Source organism: Rudaea sp. 3F27F6 (assembly GCF_005503555.1).
Lineage (GTDB): Bacteria > Pseudomonadota > Gammaproteobacteria > Xanthomonadales > Rhodanobacteraceae > Rudaea.
Map to the genome: position 1 here is coordinate 171,119 of NZ_SCNG01000004.1, position 15,570 is coordinate 186,688.

The 15,570-nt window shown below is 64.4% G+C and carries 15 protein-coding genes; 4 read left to right on the forward strand and 11 right to left on the reverse strand.

What is annotated here, in order from left to right; translation table 11 throughout:
- The first annotated feature begins 164 nt into the window (after nucleotides 1–164).
- Both FFS30_RS16160 and FFS30_RS16165 read left to right on the forward strand, forming a co-directional pair.
- Nucleotides 165–1,688, forward strand: a complete 1,524-nt coding sequence (locus FFS30_RS16160; protein ID WP_137914216.1) for a DUF1800 domain-containing protein — start codon at nucleotides 165–167, stop codon at nucleotides 1,686–1,688.
- A gap of 118 nt (nucleotides 1,689–1,806) precedes the next feature.
- A complete protein-coding gene (locus tag FFS30_RS16165) occupies nucleotides 1,807–3,006 on the forward strand; it encodes a DUF1501 domain-containing protein (RefSeq protein ID WP_137914217.1) in 1,200 nt (399 codons plus the stop codon).
- A 42-nt stretch (nucleotides 3,007–3,048) separates the two neighbouring features.
- On the opposite strand, the gene FFS30_RS16170 is transcribed toward FFS30_RS16165, so the two are convergent.
- From FFS30_RS16170 to FFS30_RS16180, 3 genes are all read right to left on the reverse strand, one after another.
- Nucleotides 3,049–3,813, reverse strand: a complete 765-nt coding sequence (locus tag FFS30_RS16170) for an AIM24 family protein (protein WP_137914218.1) — start codon at nucleotides 3,811–3,813, stop codon at nucleotides 3,049–3,051.
- 36 nt (nucleotides 3,814–3,849) lie between these two features.
- Nucleotides 3,850–4,911 (reverse strand): YncE family protein, encoded by a 1,062-nt coding sequence (locus tag FFS30_RS16175; RefSeq protein ID WP_137914219.1) that lies wholly within the window; start codon nucleotides 4,909–4,911, stop codon nucleotides 3,850–3,852.
- A 71-nt stretch (nucleotides 4,912–4,982) separates the two neighbouring features.
- Nucleotides 4,983–5,519 carry a DNA-deoxyinosine glycosylase gene (locus tag FFS30_RS16180; RefSeq protein WP_137914220.1) on the reverse strand — a complete coding sequence of 179 codons (537 nt, stop codon included), beginning with the start codon at nucleotides 5,517–5,519 and terminating at the stop codon, nucleotides 4,983–4,985.
- Nucleotides 5,520–5,727: 208 nt separating this feature from the next.
- Here FFS30_RS16180 and FFS30_RS16185 point away from each other — a divergent pair, with 208 nt between their 5' ends.
- Nucleotides 5,728–5,955, forward strand: a complete 228-nt coding sequence (locus FFS30_RS16185; RefSeq protein ID WP_137914221.1) for a CsbD family protein — start codon at nucleotides 5,728–5,730, stop codon at nucleotides 5,953–5,955.
- A 96-nt stretch (nucleotides 5,956–6,051) separates the two neighbouring features.
- Here FFS30_RS16185 and FFS30_RS16190 read toward each other — a convergent pair whose 3' ends face one another.
- The 5 genes from FFS30_RS16190 to FFS30_RS16210 form a co-directional block, all read right to left on the reverse strand.
- Nucleotides 6,052–6,594, reverse strand: a complete 543-nt coding sequence (locus tag FFS30_RS16190) for a peroxiredoxin (protein ID WP_137914222.1) — start codon at nucleotides 6,592–6,594, stop codon at nucleotides 6,052–6,054.
- Nucleotides 6,595–6,904: 310 nt separating this feature from the next.
- Entirely contained in the window at nucleotides 6,905–7,294 is a 390-nt protein-coding gene (locus FFS30_RS16195; protein WP_137914223.1) for a VOC family protein, read from the reverse strand.
- Between the two features lie 15 nt (nucleotides 7,295–7,309).
- Nucleotides 7,310–8,050 carry a hypothetical protein gene (locus FFS30_RS16200; RefSeq protein WP_212742492.1) on the reverse strand — a complete coding sequence of 247 codons (741 nt, stop codon included), beginning with the start codon at nucleotides 8,048–8,050 and terminating at the stop codon, nucleotides 7,310–7,312.
- Nucleotides 8,051–8,159: 109 nt separating this feature from the next.
- Nucleotides 8,160–8,564, reverse strand: coding sequence for a hypothetical protein (locus FFS30_RS16205; RefSeq protein WP_137914225.1), 405 nt, complete (start codon nucleotides 8,562–8,564; stop codon nucleotides 8,160–8,162).
- An 82-nt stretch (nucleotides 8,565–8,646) separates the two neighbouring features.
- Nucleotides 8,647–9,207: a DUF4124 domain-containing protein gene (locus FFS30_RS16210; RefSeq protein WP_171014672.1), complete on the reverse strand. Its 561-nt coding sequence runs from the start codon at nucleotides 9,205–9,207 to the stop codon at nucleotides 8,647–8,649.
- A gap of 155 nt (nucleotides 9,208–9,362) precedes the next feature.
- Here FFS30_RS16210 and FFS30_RS16215 point away from each other — a divergent pair, with 155 nt between their 5' ends.
- Complete coding sequence (locus FFS30_RS16215) at nucleotides 9,363–10,685, forward strand: thioredoxin family protein (protein WP_171014673.1); 1,323 nt, start codon at nucleotides 9,363–9,365, stop codon at nucleotides 10,683–10,685.
- A 46-nt stretch (nucleotides 10,686–10,731) separates the two neighbouring features.
- On the opposite strand, the gene FFS30_RS16220 is transcribed toward FFS30_RS16215, so the two are convergent.
- The 3 genes from FFS30_RS16220 to FFS30_RS16230 form a co-directional block, all read right to left on the reverse strand.
- Nucleotides 10,732–11,700: a hypothetical protein gene (locus FFS30_RS16220; protein ID WP_212742493.1), complete on the reverse strand. Its 969-nt coding sequence runs from the start codon at nucleotides 11,698–11,700 to the stop codon at nucleotides 10,732–10,734.
- A 288-nt stretch (nucleotides 11,701–11,988) separates the two neighbouring features.
- Nucleotides 11,989–12,768, reverse strand: coding sequence for an META and DUF4377 domain-containing protein (locus tag FFS30_RS16225; RefSeq protein WP_137914228.1), 780 nt, complete (start codon nucleotides 12,766–12,768; stop codon nucleotides 11,989–11,991).
- Between the two features lie 122 nt (nucleotides 12,769–12,890).
- Nucleotides 12,891–15,350 (reverse strand): TonB-dependent receptor, encoded by a 2,460-nt coding sequence (locus FFS30_RS16230; RefSeq protein ID WP_137914229.1) that lies wholly within the window; start codon nucleotides 15,348–15,350, stop codon nucleotides 12,891–12,893.
- Nucleotides 15,351–15,570 lie beyond the last annotated feature (220 nt).

The following is a 15,570-nucleotide window of genomic DNA, read 5'->3' on the forward strand; positions in this document are numbered from 1 at the left end:
GCGCACGAAGACTGCGCGCAGACCGCAAAAACGGCCCTCGCCGTGCCGCGTTGACAGCGAATATGAAGCGATGCCGAACGGCAAAAGCGCAAGCGTGCGTTGTCATCCGATCGGCAACTCGTCCGTTAAATGGCGGTACCACACCCCCGCCGATCCGCACGGATATGAAACGATCACGAATTCTTCACCTCGCAGTGCTGCTCGCCGCCGGCAGCGGCGCCGCGCAGGCCAGCGGCCCCGCCGCGACCCTGAGCCGCGAAGACGCGCTCTGGCTCGACCGCGTCACCTACGGCCTCGACAGCACGACCGTCGCGCGCTTCCGCGAACTCGGCAAGCGGCGTTTTCTCGAAGAGCAGCTCGCCGGCAAGAACGATGCCCTGCCCGCGCCGGTGAAGGCGCAGGTCGACCAGCTCGACATCGCCCACGACTCCGCCGCGAAACTCGTCGTCGACGAGATCGCCGAGCAGAAGCGCATCAACGCGCTCGGCGATGAAGAATTGAAGAAGACCGCGCGCAAAGATCGCAACGATATGGGCAACAAGATGGCCTACGAGGCCACCCGCAGAGAGCTGCTGCGCGCGATCTACTCGCCCGACCAGCTCAAGGAACAACTCGTCTGGTTCTGGCTCAACCATTTCAGCGTGTTTTCGCAGAAGGGCTATGTGCGCTTCCTCGCCGGCGACTATGTCGATCACTCGATCCGCCCGTACGCGCTCGGCCACTTCCGCGACCTTGTCATGGCGACGCTCAAGTCACCGGCGATGCTGCAGTATCTCGACAACGCGCAGAACGGCGCGAACCACGTCAACGAGAATTACGCGCGCGAACTGATGGAGCTGCACACGCTCGGCGTCGGCTCGGGTTATACGCAGGGCGACGTGCAGGAACTCGCAAAGATCCTGACCGGCGTCGGCATCGACCCGAACCACGACGATCCGAAAGTGCGCCCCGCGCTGCGCCACTACCTCGTGCGCGAGGGCTTGTTCACGTTCAATCCCGAACGCCACGATTTCGGCGACCGCGTCCTGCTCGGGCAGAAGATCAAGGGCGGCGGCTTCGACGAAGTCGAACGCGCGGTCGACCTGCTCGTGAAGCAGCCCGCGTGCGCGCAGTTCGTTTCGCGCAAGCTCGCCACCTATTTCGTTTCCGACGATCCGCCGCCGAAGCTGATCGAGAAGATGGCGCGCACGTTCCAGCACAGCGACGGTGATATCGCCGACGTGCTCAGGACGATGTTCGAGTCCGACGAATTCGCCGCCTCGCTCGGCAGGAAGTTCAAGGACCCGATGCACTACGTCGTGTCGTCGGTGCGCCTTGCCTACGACGGCAAGACGATTACCAACATGCACCCGATCGTCACCTGGCTCAACAACCAGGGCCAGTCGATGTTCGGCCACTCGACGCCGGACGGCTACGCACTGACCGAGAACGCCTGGGCCAGTTCGGGCCAGATGAGCCGGCGCTTCGAGATCGCACGCATCATCGGCAACGGCAATGCCGGCCTGTTCGATGCGGCCGACGGCACCAAGAGCGCCGATGTCGGTTTCCCGCAGCTTTCGTCGAAGCTCTACTACGACGGCATCCAGCCGTATCTGTCGAAGACCACGCTCGCCGCGCTAGACAAGTCGGCTTCACAGCAGGAGTGGAATGCGTTCCTGCTTTCGTCCCCCGAATTCAATACTCGGTGATTTCTCGTGCTCGTCATTCCAGCGAAAACGGGAATCCAGTTTCTTCTTCTCGTGATTTTTCGAGCAAAGGCTGGATTCCGGCTTTCGCTGGAATGACAGAAAACCAAGAGGTACCGTTATGAACCGCCGCCACTTCCTCCAACTTGCCGCCACCGCCTCTGCCCTGCCCGCGCTGACCGCAGCCGGGCGCGTGTTCGCCGCGCCGCCGTCTTCGCCGCGCTTCTTGCTCGTGTTCCTGCGCGGCGGCTACGACTGCGCGAACATGCTCGTGCCGTACTCGAGCGACTTCTATTACCAGTCGCGGCCGAACATCGCCGTGCCGCGACCTGATGCGAAATCCGGCACGGGCGCACTCGCGCTCGACAGCGAATGGGCACTCGCGCCGGCGCTGCGCGACTCGATCGGCGAGATGTACAAGAACCGGCAGGTCGCCTTCGTGCCGTTCGCCGGCACCGATGATATGTCGCGCAGCCACTTCGAGACGCAGGACAATATCGAACGCGGCGAGCCGACTCAGGCCCACGTCGATTTCAACTCGGGCTTTATGGCCAGGCTGTCCGGCACCCTGAGCGGCAAGGCGCCACCGATCGCGTTCACCGACGCGCTGCCGCTGACCTTCCGCGGTGCCAACGACATCCCGAACATCTCGCTCAAGTACGTCGGCAAACCGGCCTACGACGACCGCCAGAGCGCGATTCTCACCTCGATGTACCAGGGCAACCGCCTGCAAGCCGCGGTCAACGACGGCCTCGAACTGCGCGCGCACGTCGCCAAGGAATTCGAGACCGAGATGAACCAGGCCAACCGCGGCGCCGTCAATGCGCAGGGCTTCGCGCTTGAAGCGCAACGCATCGCCAAACTGATGCGCGACCAGTACCGCCTCGGCTTCCTCGACATCGGCGGCTGGGATACCCACGTCAACGAGGGCGGCGCGCAGGGTCAGCTTGCGAACAATCTCGCCAATCTCGGCAACGGCCTCAAAGCCTTCGCCCAGGAACTCGGCCCGGAGTGGAAGAACACCGTCGTCGTCGTCGTTTCCGAATTCGGCCGCACCTTCCGCGAGAACGGCAACCACGGCACCGACCACGGCCACGGTTCGGTCTACTGGGTGCTCGGCGGCGGCATCGACGGCGGCCGCATCGCCGGCGAACAGGTCAAGGTTCAGCAGTCGACCCTGCTGCAGAACCGCGACTACCCGGTGCTCAACAACTACCGCAGCCTGTTGGCCGGCATGTACCTGCGCATGTGGGGACTGTCGCCGGCGCAGCTCGCCAAGGTGTTCCCCGACACCAAGACCGCCGATTTGCGCTTGGTGTAACCCGCACGGAGCCGATCGATGCAGTGATCGATCGACTGCGCGTCAGTTCTTGAACATGCCGCGCAGCACCGCGCCGGCGATGCCGCCGGCCACGCCGGTTTCGACATTCTCCGCCACGCTCTCGCCGCCGAGATAGGGCGCGAGCGCATGCGCAAGGTTCGGTACGGTCAGGGTCTGCAGCCAGACCTTGCCCGGCCCGGTCAGGCGCGCGATAAAAAGACCGTCGCCGCCGAAGACCGCGTTGGCAAATCCGCGCATCAAGGTCACGTCGAAGCCGACCGTGCCGGCGATCATGCCGACGTGGCCCGGATGCACCTTGATGCTTTCGCCGGGCGCGAGGTCGTAGATGACCGCTTCGCCGCCGAGTTCGACCCAGGCCGTGCACGGGCCGCTGAGTTTCTGCATGACGAAGCCGTTGCCGCCGAAGATGCCGGCGCCGAGCGAGCGCTGGAATCCGGTCGCGAGCGTCGCGCCCTCGGTCGCGCAGAGAAAGCCGTGACGATGGATCAGATACGATTCGCCCGCGCGCACGTCGACCTGCTGAATCGTGCCCGGTACTTTCGCGGCAAAGGCGATCACGCCCTGCGCGCCGGGCGCGGAGTATTCGGTCATGAACACGCCGCCGCCCGAGAACGCGCGGCCGAGTGCGCCCCAGATGCCTTTCGCGCCGGCGGTGAACGCGGTCGTGCGCATCTGCACGGCGTCGGTCATCCAGGAAAACTCGCCCGGTTCGGCGACGATCTTGTCGTTGCCTTCGAGGCCGATTTCCAGCACCGGCATCGTGGTGCCCGTGATCTTCGCTTTCATGCTCGAGTCTCCGTTGATGGATACAAGTGCTGCGCGCTATTGCGCCGCAGAATCGCCGACGACGAGAATCTTGAAACTGCCTTCGAGCACCGGCGCGCGCGGATGCGGTTGCTCGGGCGTCGCCGCGGGCTTGGCGCCAAACTTGGCCGCGGCGAGATAAACACGATGACTTTCGGGATCGAGCGCCAGGGTGCGCGCGCTGGTCTCGGTCGGCAGCGTCTGCGCAACGGTGTAATGATCCGCATCGATCTGCTTCACCACGGTCAGCGAGCCGTCTTCGCCATTCGAGCTGAAGACGATGCCGCGCTCCGCATCGTAGGCCGCCGCGTCGGGGCCGTTGCCGATCGCCACGCTCGCGACGAATTTGCCGGAAGCCGCGTCGGTCACGACCATGCGCCGGTTCTGGCAGACGGAAAACACGCGCCGATGTGCGGCATCGAGCGCGAGACCGGACGGATCTTCGCAGTCCTTGAGCTTCCATTTCGCCACGAGCGTATTGCTGCGCGTATCGATCACGCCGAGTTCACTCGTGTCCTCGATATTGAAATAAACGCGGCCGTTTTCGTCGCTCGCGGCGAATTCGGGCTTGCCGCCGACGGCGATCGTGGCGAGAACTTTCTGCGTCTGCGGGTCGATCACGCTGACGTCCTTGCTGCGGCCATTGAACGTAAACAGATGCTTCGATGCGTGGTCGTACAAGATCGCATCGGGATTGCGCCCACCGACGGCGATCGTGCCGACCGGCTTGAGTGTGGCGAGATCGAACACAGTCACGCTGTCGGCGCGGCCGTTGCTCGTATAGCCTTGGCCGAGTTCGGGCGCGAGGGCGAAACCGTGGATGCCTTCGGTACCCGCTATCGTCGCAGCAAGCGTGCCGTCGGCCATGTTGACCACGAGGGCGCGGTCGCCGCGGCTGACGAACAGATGCCCCGACTTCGCATCGGCGAGAAGATAGTCCCAGCCGCCGAGCCCGCCGACGTCGTATTTCTTGAGCAAACTGTACGCAGGCGTCGCCGCCTTCGCCGGCGGCCCCGCATGCACGGTGGAAACGGCTGCGAGCAAGCTCGCCAGACAGAACAGTGTGGGGAACGTGCGCATGCAGCGACCTCGGCTAGTGGAATCCGGCGGCGCGGAGTGTCGCCCACCGCTTGTTGGATTTTCCCTAACGCTCAGCCGCTTTTGGCGTAGCGCCGCAGCACGCTCCAGCGCTCGAACTTGGCTGCGCGCGAGACGGACGCATTCGCCGGGCTCGTCGAGGGCAGCGCGAGCACGTCAACGCGCTCGCGTAACGCAGGCTGCAGTTGCGGTTCGATATGCCGGCGGAACCCTTCGGCCGCCTTGCCGCCGTTGAGCGCGATCGCGCGGATCGTCGGATAGCGCACGAGCAGTTGCGGAATCGCGTTCGGCACTTCGCTCGCCTTGACGATGCTGCTGTCGAGGCTGCCGGGCCGTTCGACCTGTTCGTACACGTCCCAGATGCCGATACCGCGCGCGTGCAGGCGGGCGATGCGCTGCGCATACGGCAATTCACGGCCCGCGTCGAACAGCTCGCCCATGAAAGTCCAGAACAGATTCTGGTTGTGCGCGTACGACTGCTGCAGTTCGAGCGAACGCAGCGACGGTACGGTGCCGAGCACAAGCACGCGGCAGTCCTCGCCGACCTGGGGCGGAAAACTCTTCACATGGTGCGACGCGTCCGGGCTCATGCGCTTAGGCGACAATAAAAGTATAGTTTTATCTTTTTATCAAATGCAGCATACAGGCTTCATTTACATGAACCCAACACCAACGCGCGAACGCGATAACCGACAGTTAACTTCGATCTAATCGCGTTTTCACTTCCGCGGCGTAGGCTTGTTCGCGTGCCGCAGCGGTCAGAGAGCGCGGCGCTTCTTCCCTCTCCAGGAAACCACCATGAATCAAGACATCATCCAGGGCAAGTGGCAGCAGATCAAAGGTTCGTTGAAATCGCAGTGGGGCAAACTCACCGACGACGATCTCGCGCGCTTCGACGGCAATCGCGAATATCTGATCGGGCGGCTACAGGAACGTTACGGCTGGCAGAAGGACAAGGCCGAGCAGGAAATCCACCACTACGAGCAGGCGCTGCACGGCGCGAAAAACAAGGCGAAGGCGGCCTGATCATCTCGACCTGGGCCGAAGCGGCCCTCGCGATCCGGTGCGGAAGCCGCGTCAACAGGGCTTGCGCGGTTACCGCACCGGATTTGGCGGAAATCCTCAGGATTCTTTCTTGAGCGAGGCCAGATCGGCCAGCACCTGACCCGAATTCTCTTTCGGATCGACGCCCACGTAATGCTTGGCGACCTTGCCTTCCGGGTCGATCAAAAACGTCTCGCGCTTGGCATAGGCGCCGATCACCGGATGCTTGCTCAGCACGCCGTAGGCTTTCGCGGTCGCCTGCGTGTTGTCGGACAGCAGCGGGAACGGCACGTGGTACTTCTCGGCGAACGCCGCATGCGATTTCACGTCATCGAGGCTGACGCCGAGCACTTCGGCGCCGGCCTTGCGCAGTTTTAGTACGTCGTCGCGGAACGTGCAGACTTCGGTCGTGCAGCCCGGCGTGTCGTCCTTCGGATAAAAGTACAGAACGACCCACTTACCCTTGTATTGATCCAGCGCGCGCCAGTCGCCCTTCTGGTCCTGCAGCTTGAACGTCGGTGCCGCGGCGCCGACGGCCGGCGCGGCGGCGTCCTGGGCGTGGACTTGGAACGCGAACGCCGCGGCGGCGATCAGGGCGGCAAAGCGCAATACGATTTTCATGACTGTCTCCGGAGGAAAGGCAAGGACGATAGACCGGAGAGTACGACTATTTATTGCGCGGCGCCTTCTTCGCCCGTTTTACCCTGCACGAGAGGCAGTTCGGCCGCCTAGATTTTGAGGCTCGTTGGCTTGCGGTGTGACGTGGCGGACTTTCGTTCTTCTTTTCTCGCGCTCTTCTTTGCTCGTCATTCCGGCGAACGCCGGAATCCAGTACCTTCAGCTCTCTTGTGCGAGGCAAAGTCGCTGGATTCAGGCTTGACCAGCCCTTCGGCTGTTGAAAACCGCCGGAATGAAAGTGCTGCTCAGCCCTCTATTTCATCTGCAACAAATCCCACTTATTTCCATACAAATCCTCGAACACGGCGACCGTGCCATAGGCCTCATACCGCGGCGCCTCGTGGAACTTCACGCCTGCGGTAAGCATGCGCGCGTGGTCGCGCGCGAAGTCGTCGGTGTGCAGGAACAGGAAAACGCGGCCGCCGGTCTGCTCGCCGACGCGCGCCGTCTGCTCGGGCCCCGAAGCCTGGGCAAGCAACAGCGGCGTCGCCGCGTCACGCGCGGGCGCCACGAGTACCCAGCGCTTGCCGCCACCGAGGTCGGTGTCGGCCAGCACTGCGAAGTCGAGGCAACGGACGTACCATGCGATCGCCTCGTCGTAGTCGCGCACGACGAGGCTGACGGCGCCGATCTTGCGTGTCATAGCCGCCTCCCCGAACTATTTTTTCTTGGTCGTATTCGGTAGATGCGACATGTCGAGGCCGCCCGTCTCGAACACCAGGGTCTTCTTGCCCTCGTCGGCAAGCACGACGTCGATCGCCACCTTCTTCGTCTTCAGCACGCGCGCGATAAAGGCTTTGTCTTCGTCGATGAACAGCGCGGGTTCGCCGGTCGGCGGGATCGTCGCCTTCCACGGCTTCGCCGGCTCGCCGTCGAAGCTGACCGGCAAGGTCTTGCAGCCGGACTTGCAGTTGAACTTCTCGTTGTCGAGGATCAGGTAAACCGTCTGCCCCCACTCGGGATGCTGGCGCAGGATCAGGTGCACACGCTTGGCGTCCTTGCCTGTTGCGGCCGGCGGCGACAGCGGCGGGTTGTTCTCGATTGAACCGGCGTACTGCGTGCCGCCCTTGACCGGCGTGACCGTGTACGCCCACAGCCTCGCGAGGCGGCGCGCTTCGCCTTCTTCTTTCGCCTTCGTGGTGACGTCGGCGAGCGTCTCCTTGATCTTCGCCGCGGCCGCGCTGTCGGGATATTTCGCCACGGTTTCCGCGCCGATCTGCGCGGCGATGTCGAGGCTGCCGCTGCTGCGCATCTGGTCGTAAAGCTTCAGGCCCTTGTCGGCCTGCGCGTCCGCATTCGCCTTCGCCGCGGCGGCGGCATCCTGTGCGGCCGGGGCCGACGTGGGCGCTGACGGCGGATTCGACCCCGACGAACACGCCGCGACGAGCATCGCGCTCAAGGGAACGATCTTGAAAAGCGGCCGCAGCACCATGACGAACCTCGTTGCCGAACGATGCGGCAACGATACCCGATTTGCCTGCGCGTGCCGAATCGGCACGGCGGCGTGTTTATGGATTTTCGCGCTTGAGCACTTCGGACAGCCATTCCGCGTAGACATGCGCCGTTTCGAGCGAGGCGCTGCGCAGGCCGCGCGTGGCGAGGTCGAACGCATGCTGCAGTTGCTGCTTCTGCGCCGGCGTCTGCGCTTCGTCGTGCAGCGCGCCGCCGCCCGAGCCCATGCCGGCGCAGGGATTGTCCGCGCGCGCGTCGAAAGACCTGCTTTCGGGGCTGACCAAGCAGTTGATCACGTGCTGGAAATGCGAGCGTGCGCCGGGCAGGCGGTCCGCTGCGCGCGCCATTTCTGCATGCACCTGCGCGGTGATGGTTTCGATGCGCTGCGCGGGCGCGGCGAATGCGCCGAGCGGCGCGGCGCCGAGCAAGATCGCGGCGGCGAGTGTATTGCTGCGTATCATTCGGAATCCCCCTGTCGAAGCGCTGCCGACGGCAGCTCGCAGTTTCGACCGGAGTACGCGCGTTTTCCTTACGCCGGCCGCGTCAGCGGCACGGATCGCGGCCGAGATTCTTGTCGTAGCTCGATGCGTCCTGATCGTGGTCGCGGCCTTTGCGCCCGGCCGCGCCGGCGCGGCGCAGCTGGTAGCAGGCGTCCTCGCGCGAGATGCGCGTGGAAGTGACCGCGACTGTCTTCGGAGCCGCCTCGCGTGCGCGTTTCGCGCCCGGCTTGGCCGCGGCGGGAACCGAGTGCGGGCAAGCGCTATGCCGATAGAACACCTGGCCGTCGGCCGTGCGGCATTCGTAGGAGTTCGCGGCCGGCGCGGCGCGAGGCACCGTCGTCTTGCCTTGCGTGCGGCGCGCTGCGGATTTGTTTTCGACCGCGTATTTCGGCGACGCGGCGGGACTCGGCGCAGGCGCCAGGGCGACGAGCGACTGATCGGCGCCTGCCGCGCACGGCCGATCCTGGAACGTCGCCGCTCCGTGTGCATCGACGCATTGATAGACCGAACCGGCGCGTGCGCCGGCCGCGTAGCCGGCGAGCAGAAGTATCGCCAGCCATTCGTACCAGCGCAGCGGCCGCGGATCGCGATGCAGATCGATCATGTTCCCCTCCCTTTCGTGGCTCGCATCGTGCGCCGCGCCGTTCCGTGTCGCCATGTGCAAACAACCCGGCGTCATGTAGGAAATGACCAATGGCGGACGCATTTAACTGCGACCGCCCTACAATCCCGCTTTCGCTACGCACCGGGAGTATTCGCATGAAGTTCAAGATCGCGCTGCGCGTCGCACCGCTGGCCCTGCTCGCCGCATCCGCCGTCGCCTCGGCGCACGAGAATCCGCCGACGATCGACGCCGCGCTCAAGCTTGCCAAGGAACAGCACCTGCCGGTGTTCATCGACTTCCAGGCGCAGTGGTGCTACTCGTGCTATTTCATGGCTTCGCATGTGCTGACCGGCAAGGAATGGCAAGCGGCCGAGAAGCGCTTCGTCTTCGTCGAGACCGACGCCGACTCGCCCGACGGTGCGGCGTGGATGGAGAAGCTCAAGGTCAAGGCACTGCCGAGCTACGTTGTGCTCGACGCCGACGGCGCCGAGCAGGGCCGCATCCTTGCCGAGCAGCCGCGCGAGAAGTTCTATCCCGCACTGAACAAAATTCTCGGCGGCGGCGATGCACTCGACACGCTCAAGGCCGAAGCGGCCAAGGGTTCGACCACGGCGCTCGCCGACGCGTTGTCGAGCTATTACGCGCGCGGCCAGGTCGGCGACGGCTTGACTTGGTATGCGAGCTTGCCGGCTGCATTGCAGAAGAAAGCCGAAGGCGAAGCGAAGCCGGCAACCTGGGTCGCGCGCCTGCAGATGGAGAAGGCGGCGAAGGACAAGAACGCGGCGCAATGCATCGCCGCCGCGCAGAAAGTGCTCGCGGGCGATCCGGGCTGCGATCGCTACTACGTGGTCGACACACTCAATTCCTGCAGCGAAAAACTGCCCGAGGCGGAGCGCAAGACCCTGCTGTCGGCGCAGCGTCCCGCGCTCAACACGCTGCTCGACCGCCAGGTCTTCGTGCCTGCGCCGACCTGTGCCGACCAGCGCAGCGCGGTGTTCGCCGCGGCCGATCTCGACCAGGCGATCGGCGACGGCGCCGCGGAGAAAGCCGTGCTCGAACGCGGCATCGCCGCCGCAGAGAACGCGCTCGGCGGCGCCGCACATCTCGATCTCAAGCGCGACCGCAACGCTGCCGACAATCTGCGCGTCTATCTGTCGCGGGCGAACCGCATCGGCGACGTCGACGCGCTGATGCCGAAACTGATCGCCGCTTATCCCGACGATTATGTCTATCCGTACCGCTACGGCCGCAGCCTGCTCGAGCGCGGCAAGGCAGCGGAGGCCCTGCCGTATCTCGAACAGGCGTCGGAGAAAGCATTCGGCGTCAACCGCCTCGGCGTTGCCGGGCTGCGCGCAAAAGCCTTGATCGCGCTCAACCGCCGCGCCGACGCGGAGAAGGTCGTCGCCGAGGCGCTGCAGGCGAACGGCCCGTGGTTTCCCGAGGCCGCGGCGAAGCTGAAGGCGACGCTGAAATCCTAGTTGTCGCCGGAACGGCGCGTCTTCCGCACGCCGTTCCGGCTGTCGCTCAAGGAATCCCTGCCGCTGTCGCGAAGCGCCGCACGGCCGCGGCATCGCGGTAGTCGAGTTCGATAATCTCGCGCAGCGCCTGGGTCTTGTCGGCGGCGCGCGCGTGGTAGTCGCGCATGATCGTGTAGCCGACGTAATAGCCGAGATCGCCGACGCCATAGCGATTGTCGGGCGCGTTGTACAGCCAACCGCTCCACGAAGGATTGTCCTTCTCGGCGAGGAAGTCGCGCCTCAGTTCGGCTTCGTGCTCGCGGCCGTATTGCATGTACGGCAGCGGCGGCGTGCGTCCGGTTACGCGCTCGGCGACGAAATCCGCGGCGCCTTCGTACATCACCTGGGCGAGCAGGCTCGTGCCGGGGCCGTGCTCCTGCGTGTGCACGTATTCGTGCACGTTGAGCAGGACGAGCTGATCGGCCGGACGGCCGTGAAAGTACACCCCGAGGCGCCGGCGCAGCTTGTCCGGCAGCTCGGAGAGATCGACGGTTTCATCGCCTGCGGCCAGCTCGGCACCGATCAATACCTTGTCGTCGAGCGTCGTTCCGCTCGAACGCAGACAGCCGACGGTGAAGTAGATCTTGGCCGGGCGCAGCGGCGGATACAGTTCGCGGAATTTGGCGATCGCCGGCTCGAACTCTGCGCCGCGCCGCTTCAGCGCAAAGGTTTTCGCGCGCATTGATGCCCAGAACTTCGGATAGTTGCGGATCGCGTCAACGTAGCAGCCGGCATCGTAACCCTTGGCCTGCATGAAAGCCTTGAGGCCTTCGGTGCCCGGATCGAGAAACGTTTTCTGCAGCAGTTCGCGCTGGCGCGACGGTTCTTGCTCCGCGCGGACTTGATCATAGGCCTGCCAGAACCGGTCGATATCCGAAGAAATCACCGGGCTCGCGGCCGGTGCCGCGCATGCCGCGGTCGCGGCCAGTATCACAGCCAGCCATCCCGCCGCCTTCTCCCATCGCATCGCGAACATCGCAACCCCTGCTTGAACGAAAGTCCGGGTTCGATGCGGCCAGATGGAGTAGGGGTTTAAGCGCTGCTTGTTCGAGGCTTTGGCAAGACAAGAGCAGAACAAAGCCTCAAGCATGGAGAACGCAGAGCACACGGAGAGAAAACACAATCGATGTGCAAGCTCTTCTCCGTGTTCTCCACGTTTCAATCGTCGGCTTTTCTCAGTTTGCCGTGCGTCGCCCAATCGAAGAAGCGCGACTCATGCGAGCGCCGCGGATTCGACCGCAAGCGCTCGCGGCCCTGTCTCGCTTCAGGGTTTGACGATCTCCGACTCGACCACCATGTCGAGTACGTAGATCTGCGACGGCGCGTCTGCCGGCGCGTTCTTGATCGCGAAGCGTTTGACGCGCAGCACGTTGCGCGTGCCCGCCTCGTGTGTGTAGCCCTCGATATCCTGATACAGCGACTGCCACTCGCCCGGGGTTCCGACGGCGAGGCCGTTGGCGTCGTAGCGGCGCTCGCGCACGCGTAGACAGAGCTTGTTCGGGATCAGCGGATGCGAGCACGGCTGAGTCTGTGCGTCGACTTCGAGGAACAAGGTTTCGCCTTCGCCGCCGTAGCGCGTCTCGGCGGTCGGTTCGCCGACGAAGTCGAGCGTGTCGCCCGAATCGGTCACCAGGCGCAGGCGGAAACCGTCGCTCGCCGTGCGGATGTCGATGCGCGGCTTGGCCTGCAGGCGTCGGCCGATCTCATCGTCGAGCTTGGTCAACGCGGGATCGGCACAGGCCATCAAGGTCTGCGCCATGCGCGCGACTTCGAGCCGGCCGTTGTCGATGCGATAGCCGCCGCCGAGACGGTTGCAGGCATTCGACACGCCGAGCCGTCCGCCGCGGAAATCGAGTTGCAGCGGCAGCTTCGGCCGTGCGAACAGCGCGTCGATGCGCGCGCCCTTGGCATCGTTCGCGTCGTGCAGCAGCCAGTGATAGGCCGACAGCGTGGCGCTGTCGACCGGCGCGGCGATGGCGGCCGGTTTCGGCGCCGGCGTGGAACAGGCTGCCAGGATCGGCAACAAGAGCAGGGCGTATTTCATCGCGTTCCTCCCATGGAATCCGAAAACAGAGCGGAGATAGCTCAGGATCCGATTCTACGGGAGGAACGGGCGAACGGAACCCCGGCCGTTCCCGCATGGCGGGCACGGCCGGCGATTTCGGCCTACAGCTTCGCCGAGAACGTCACGAAGAACTGGCGCGGAGGAATCGGATAGGTGTTGTACGTGGCGGACGGCGCGCCGACGATGACCTCGTACACGCCCTTGCGGTCGGCCAGATTGCTCACGTTGAGGCTGACCTTGGCGTCGTGCACCCAGTTCCAATCGTTCGGCAGCGCGTAGCTCGCCTGCAGGCCGAGCAGGAAGTAGCTCGGCACCGAGAGGTCGTTCGTGTACGTCGCGTAGCGCTTGCCGACGTAGTCGCCGCTGAGTTGCGCGCTGAAGCCGCCGAAGTTCGTGCTGAAAACGAATTTGTTGAGCCAGTTCGGGCTCGCCGGCACGCTCTTGCCCGAGGTATGCACGATGCTCGGCACGTTCTGACCGGTGACCGGGTCCTTGGTGAATCCGCCCACGTAATCGTCGTCGTACTTGGAGCGGTTGTAGGACAGCGCATCGTAAAAACTGAAGTGCTCGCCGAAGTGAAAGGTCGCCGAGAGATCGATGCCGTCGGTGGTCACGCTGCCGACGTTGTTGATGATCACCGCGCCCGGGTTGATCGTGGTAAATCCCGCCGAGGCGCCCACCGCCAACAGGCGGTTGGAGAAATCGACGTGGTACGCGCTGACCTGGCCGTCGATGCCGCTGATCGGTCCGAACTCCAGCTCGTGCTGGAAGCGCCAGCCGCCTTCGTAGGCCCATGCCGTTTCCGGCGCGATGTTCTGCTTGAACGTGTTGAACAAATCCTGGCTGCCCAGACTCCACGGCGACAGACCGCCCGCGCCGTAGGTGATGAACTGGCGCATGTTCTTCTGCACGTTGACGAAGAGCTGGTCTTCGGGCGTGACCTCCCACAGCGCACCGATCTGCGGCAGGAACTTCTGCCGCGTGTAGATGCGTCCGCTCGGCAATTCGAGGAAACCCGCCGTCGAATTCGGCAGCGGTGAGATCGGCGCCCAGCCGTGCGCGAACTGATAGCTCGCCTTGAACCCGGCCTGCAAGCGGATGTTGTCGCTAAGCTTCCATTGGTCCTGCAGGTAGGGCTGCACGACTTCGTTCTTGATCTCGCTGTTGTACTGCGTGATCAGCGGCTTGAGCGTGTCGCCCGGGCGCTCATACGGGCTGGTCGGATGATTGACGTCGAGCGCGTACCAGCGGCGGTTGGTCGAGGAACGGTTCATCTCGTACCAAAGACCCGCGTCGATCTGGTGATCGCCGAACTGCCAGTCGAAACTCGTCAGCCAGCCGCGGCGATTGATGTCATATTCGGTCGTGCGCGTCGCATAGCCGGAGCCGCCGAACACGGTTTTCAGATCCTGCCCCGGGAAATACGCGCCGAACAGCTTGGGCAGGCCGGCGACCTGGATCGGGCCCGCGACGACGCCGACGCCGTCGTCGTGGTGATAGTAGACCTGATTGGTCCAGGTCATCGCGTCGTTCAAGCGCCACTCGTACTTGGCGTAGCTCAAATAGTCGGTGCGCTGCGCGTCGCTGTAGTAGTTGAGATAGTTGTTGCCGGCTGACGCGGGCGGGGCGCCGTTCGCGCCCAGGTAGGCGAGCGCACGCTGAAAGTCCGGATACATGAACGGGCGGTTGTAGGGCCGCGGCGTGCCTTCGCCGGCACCGGTCGCCGAACGGTAGATGCTGTCTTCGTTCGGCTCGATCTTGTCCGAATAGGCGACGTAGACGGTGAGCTTGCCGTTCTCGTCGTCGTGGACGAACTTGCCGTTGGCCTGCCAGCCGCGCTGATGGCCGGCGAAGTCCCAGGCGCGCTGGTCCTGGTGCATGATCGACGCGTAAGCTGAATTGCCGCCGGCGAATTCGCCCGTGTCGTAGCGCAGGAAGGTGCGCGTGGTCGCGTTGCTGCCGAAGGTCTGGTTGATCTGGCCGCCCATCTTCTTCAGCGGATCGGACGAGAACGTCGCCACCGTGCCGCCGAGGTTCGAGGTCGAAGCGGTCGACAAGTCGCCCGCGCCCGAGGCCAGGGTCACCGCCGACACGTTCTCGCTGATCACCGCGCGCTGCGGCGACAGGCCGTTGTAGTTGCCGTACTGCTGGTCGCCGAGCGGCACGCCGTCGAGCGTGTAGCCGAGCTGCTGGGTCGAGAAGCCGTGAATGAACAGCAGCGTGTTCTGCTCGTTGTTGCCCCACGGATCGGCGGTCTGATAGAGCACGCCAGGCAGCGTCTGGATCGCCTTGAGCGGGCTCGCACCGGGCTGGATTTTCTGGATCTCGGCGCCGCTCAACGACACGGCCGAGCGCGTCGAGTTTTTAGCGCTGACGACGACCGAATCGAGCTGGTTCGCGCCGTCGGCTGAGGCCGCGGCGACGTCCGCCGCATCGGCAGGGGCGGCCGCCGTTTCGGCAGCGCCGGCCTGCATCGCGACGAGCGCGCAGAACACGGCCGCCGACAACACGCACACTCGCTGACCTCGCGCGCTCGCGCGCGATGAATTCGTTTTCAACATGGAAGATTCCTCTTGGCGTAGCCGTTACGAAGGCGCGCGGCAAATCCGGCATGCCGCGCCGCACCATCGGGCGAATCGTAGGCAGGCTCTGTGTCAGAGCGATTGCAGGTGCAAGGCAGATGCGGACTCGGACGAGATCGCGCACGGCGACGCGATGCCGCCGTTCGATCTTCGCCGCCGCGCTGCGCCCGTGTTCAGCGGTATGCGTCCTCGCGCAAAA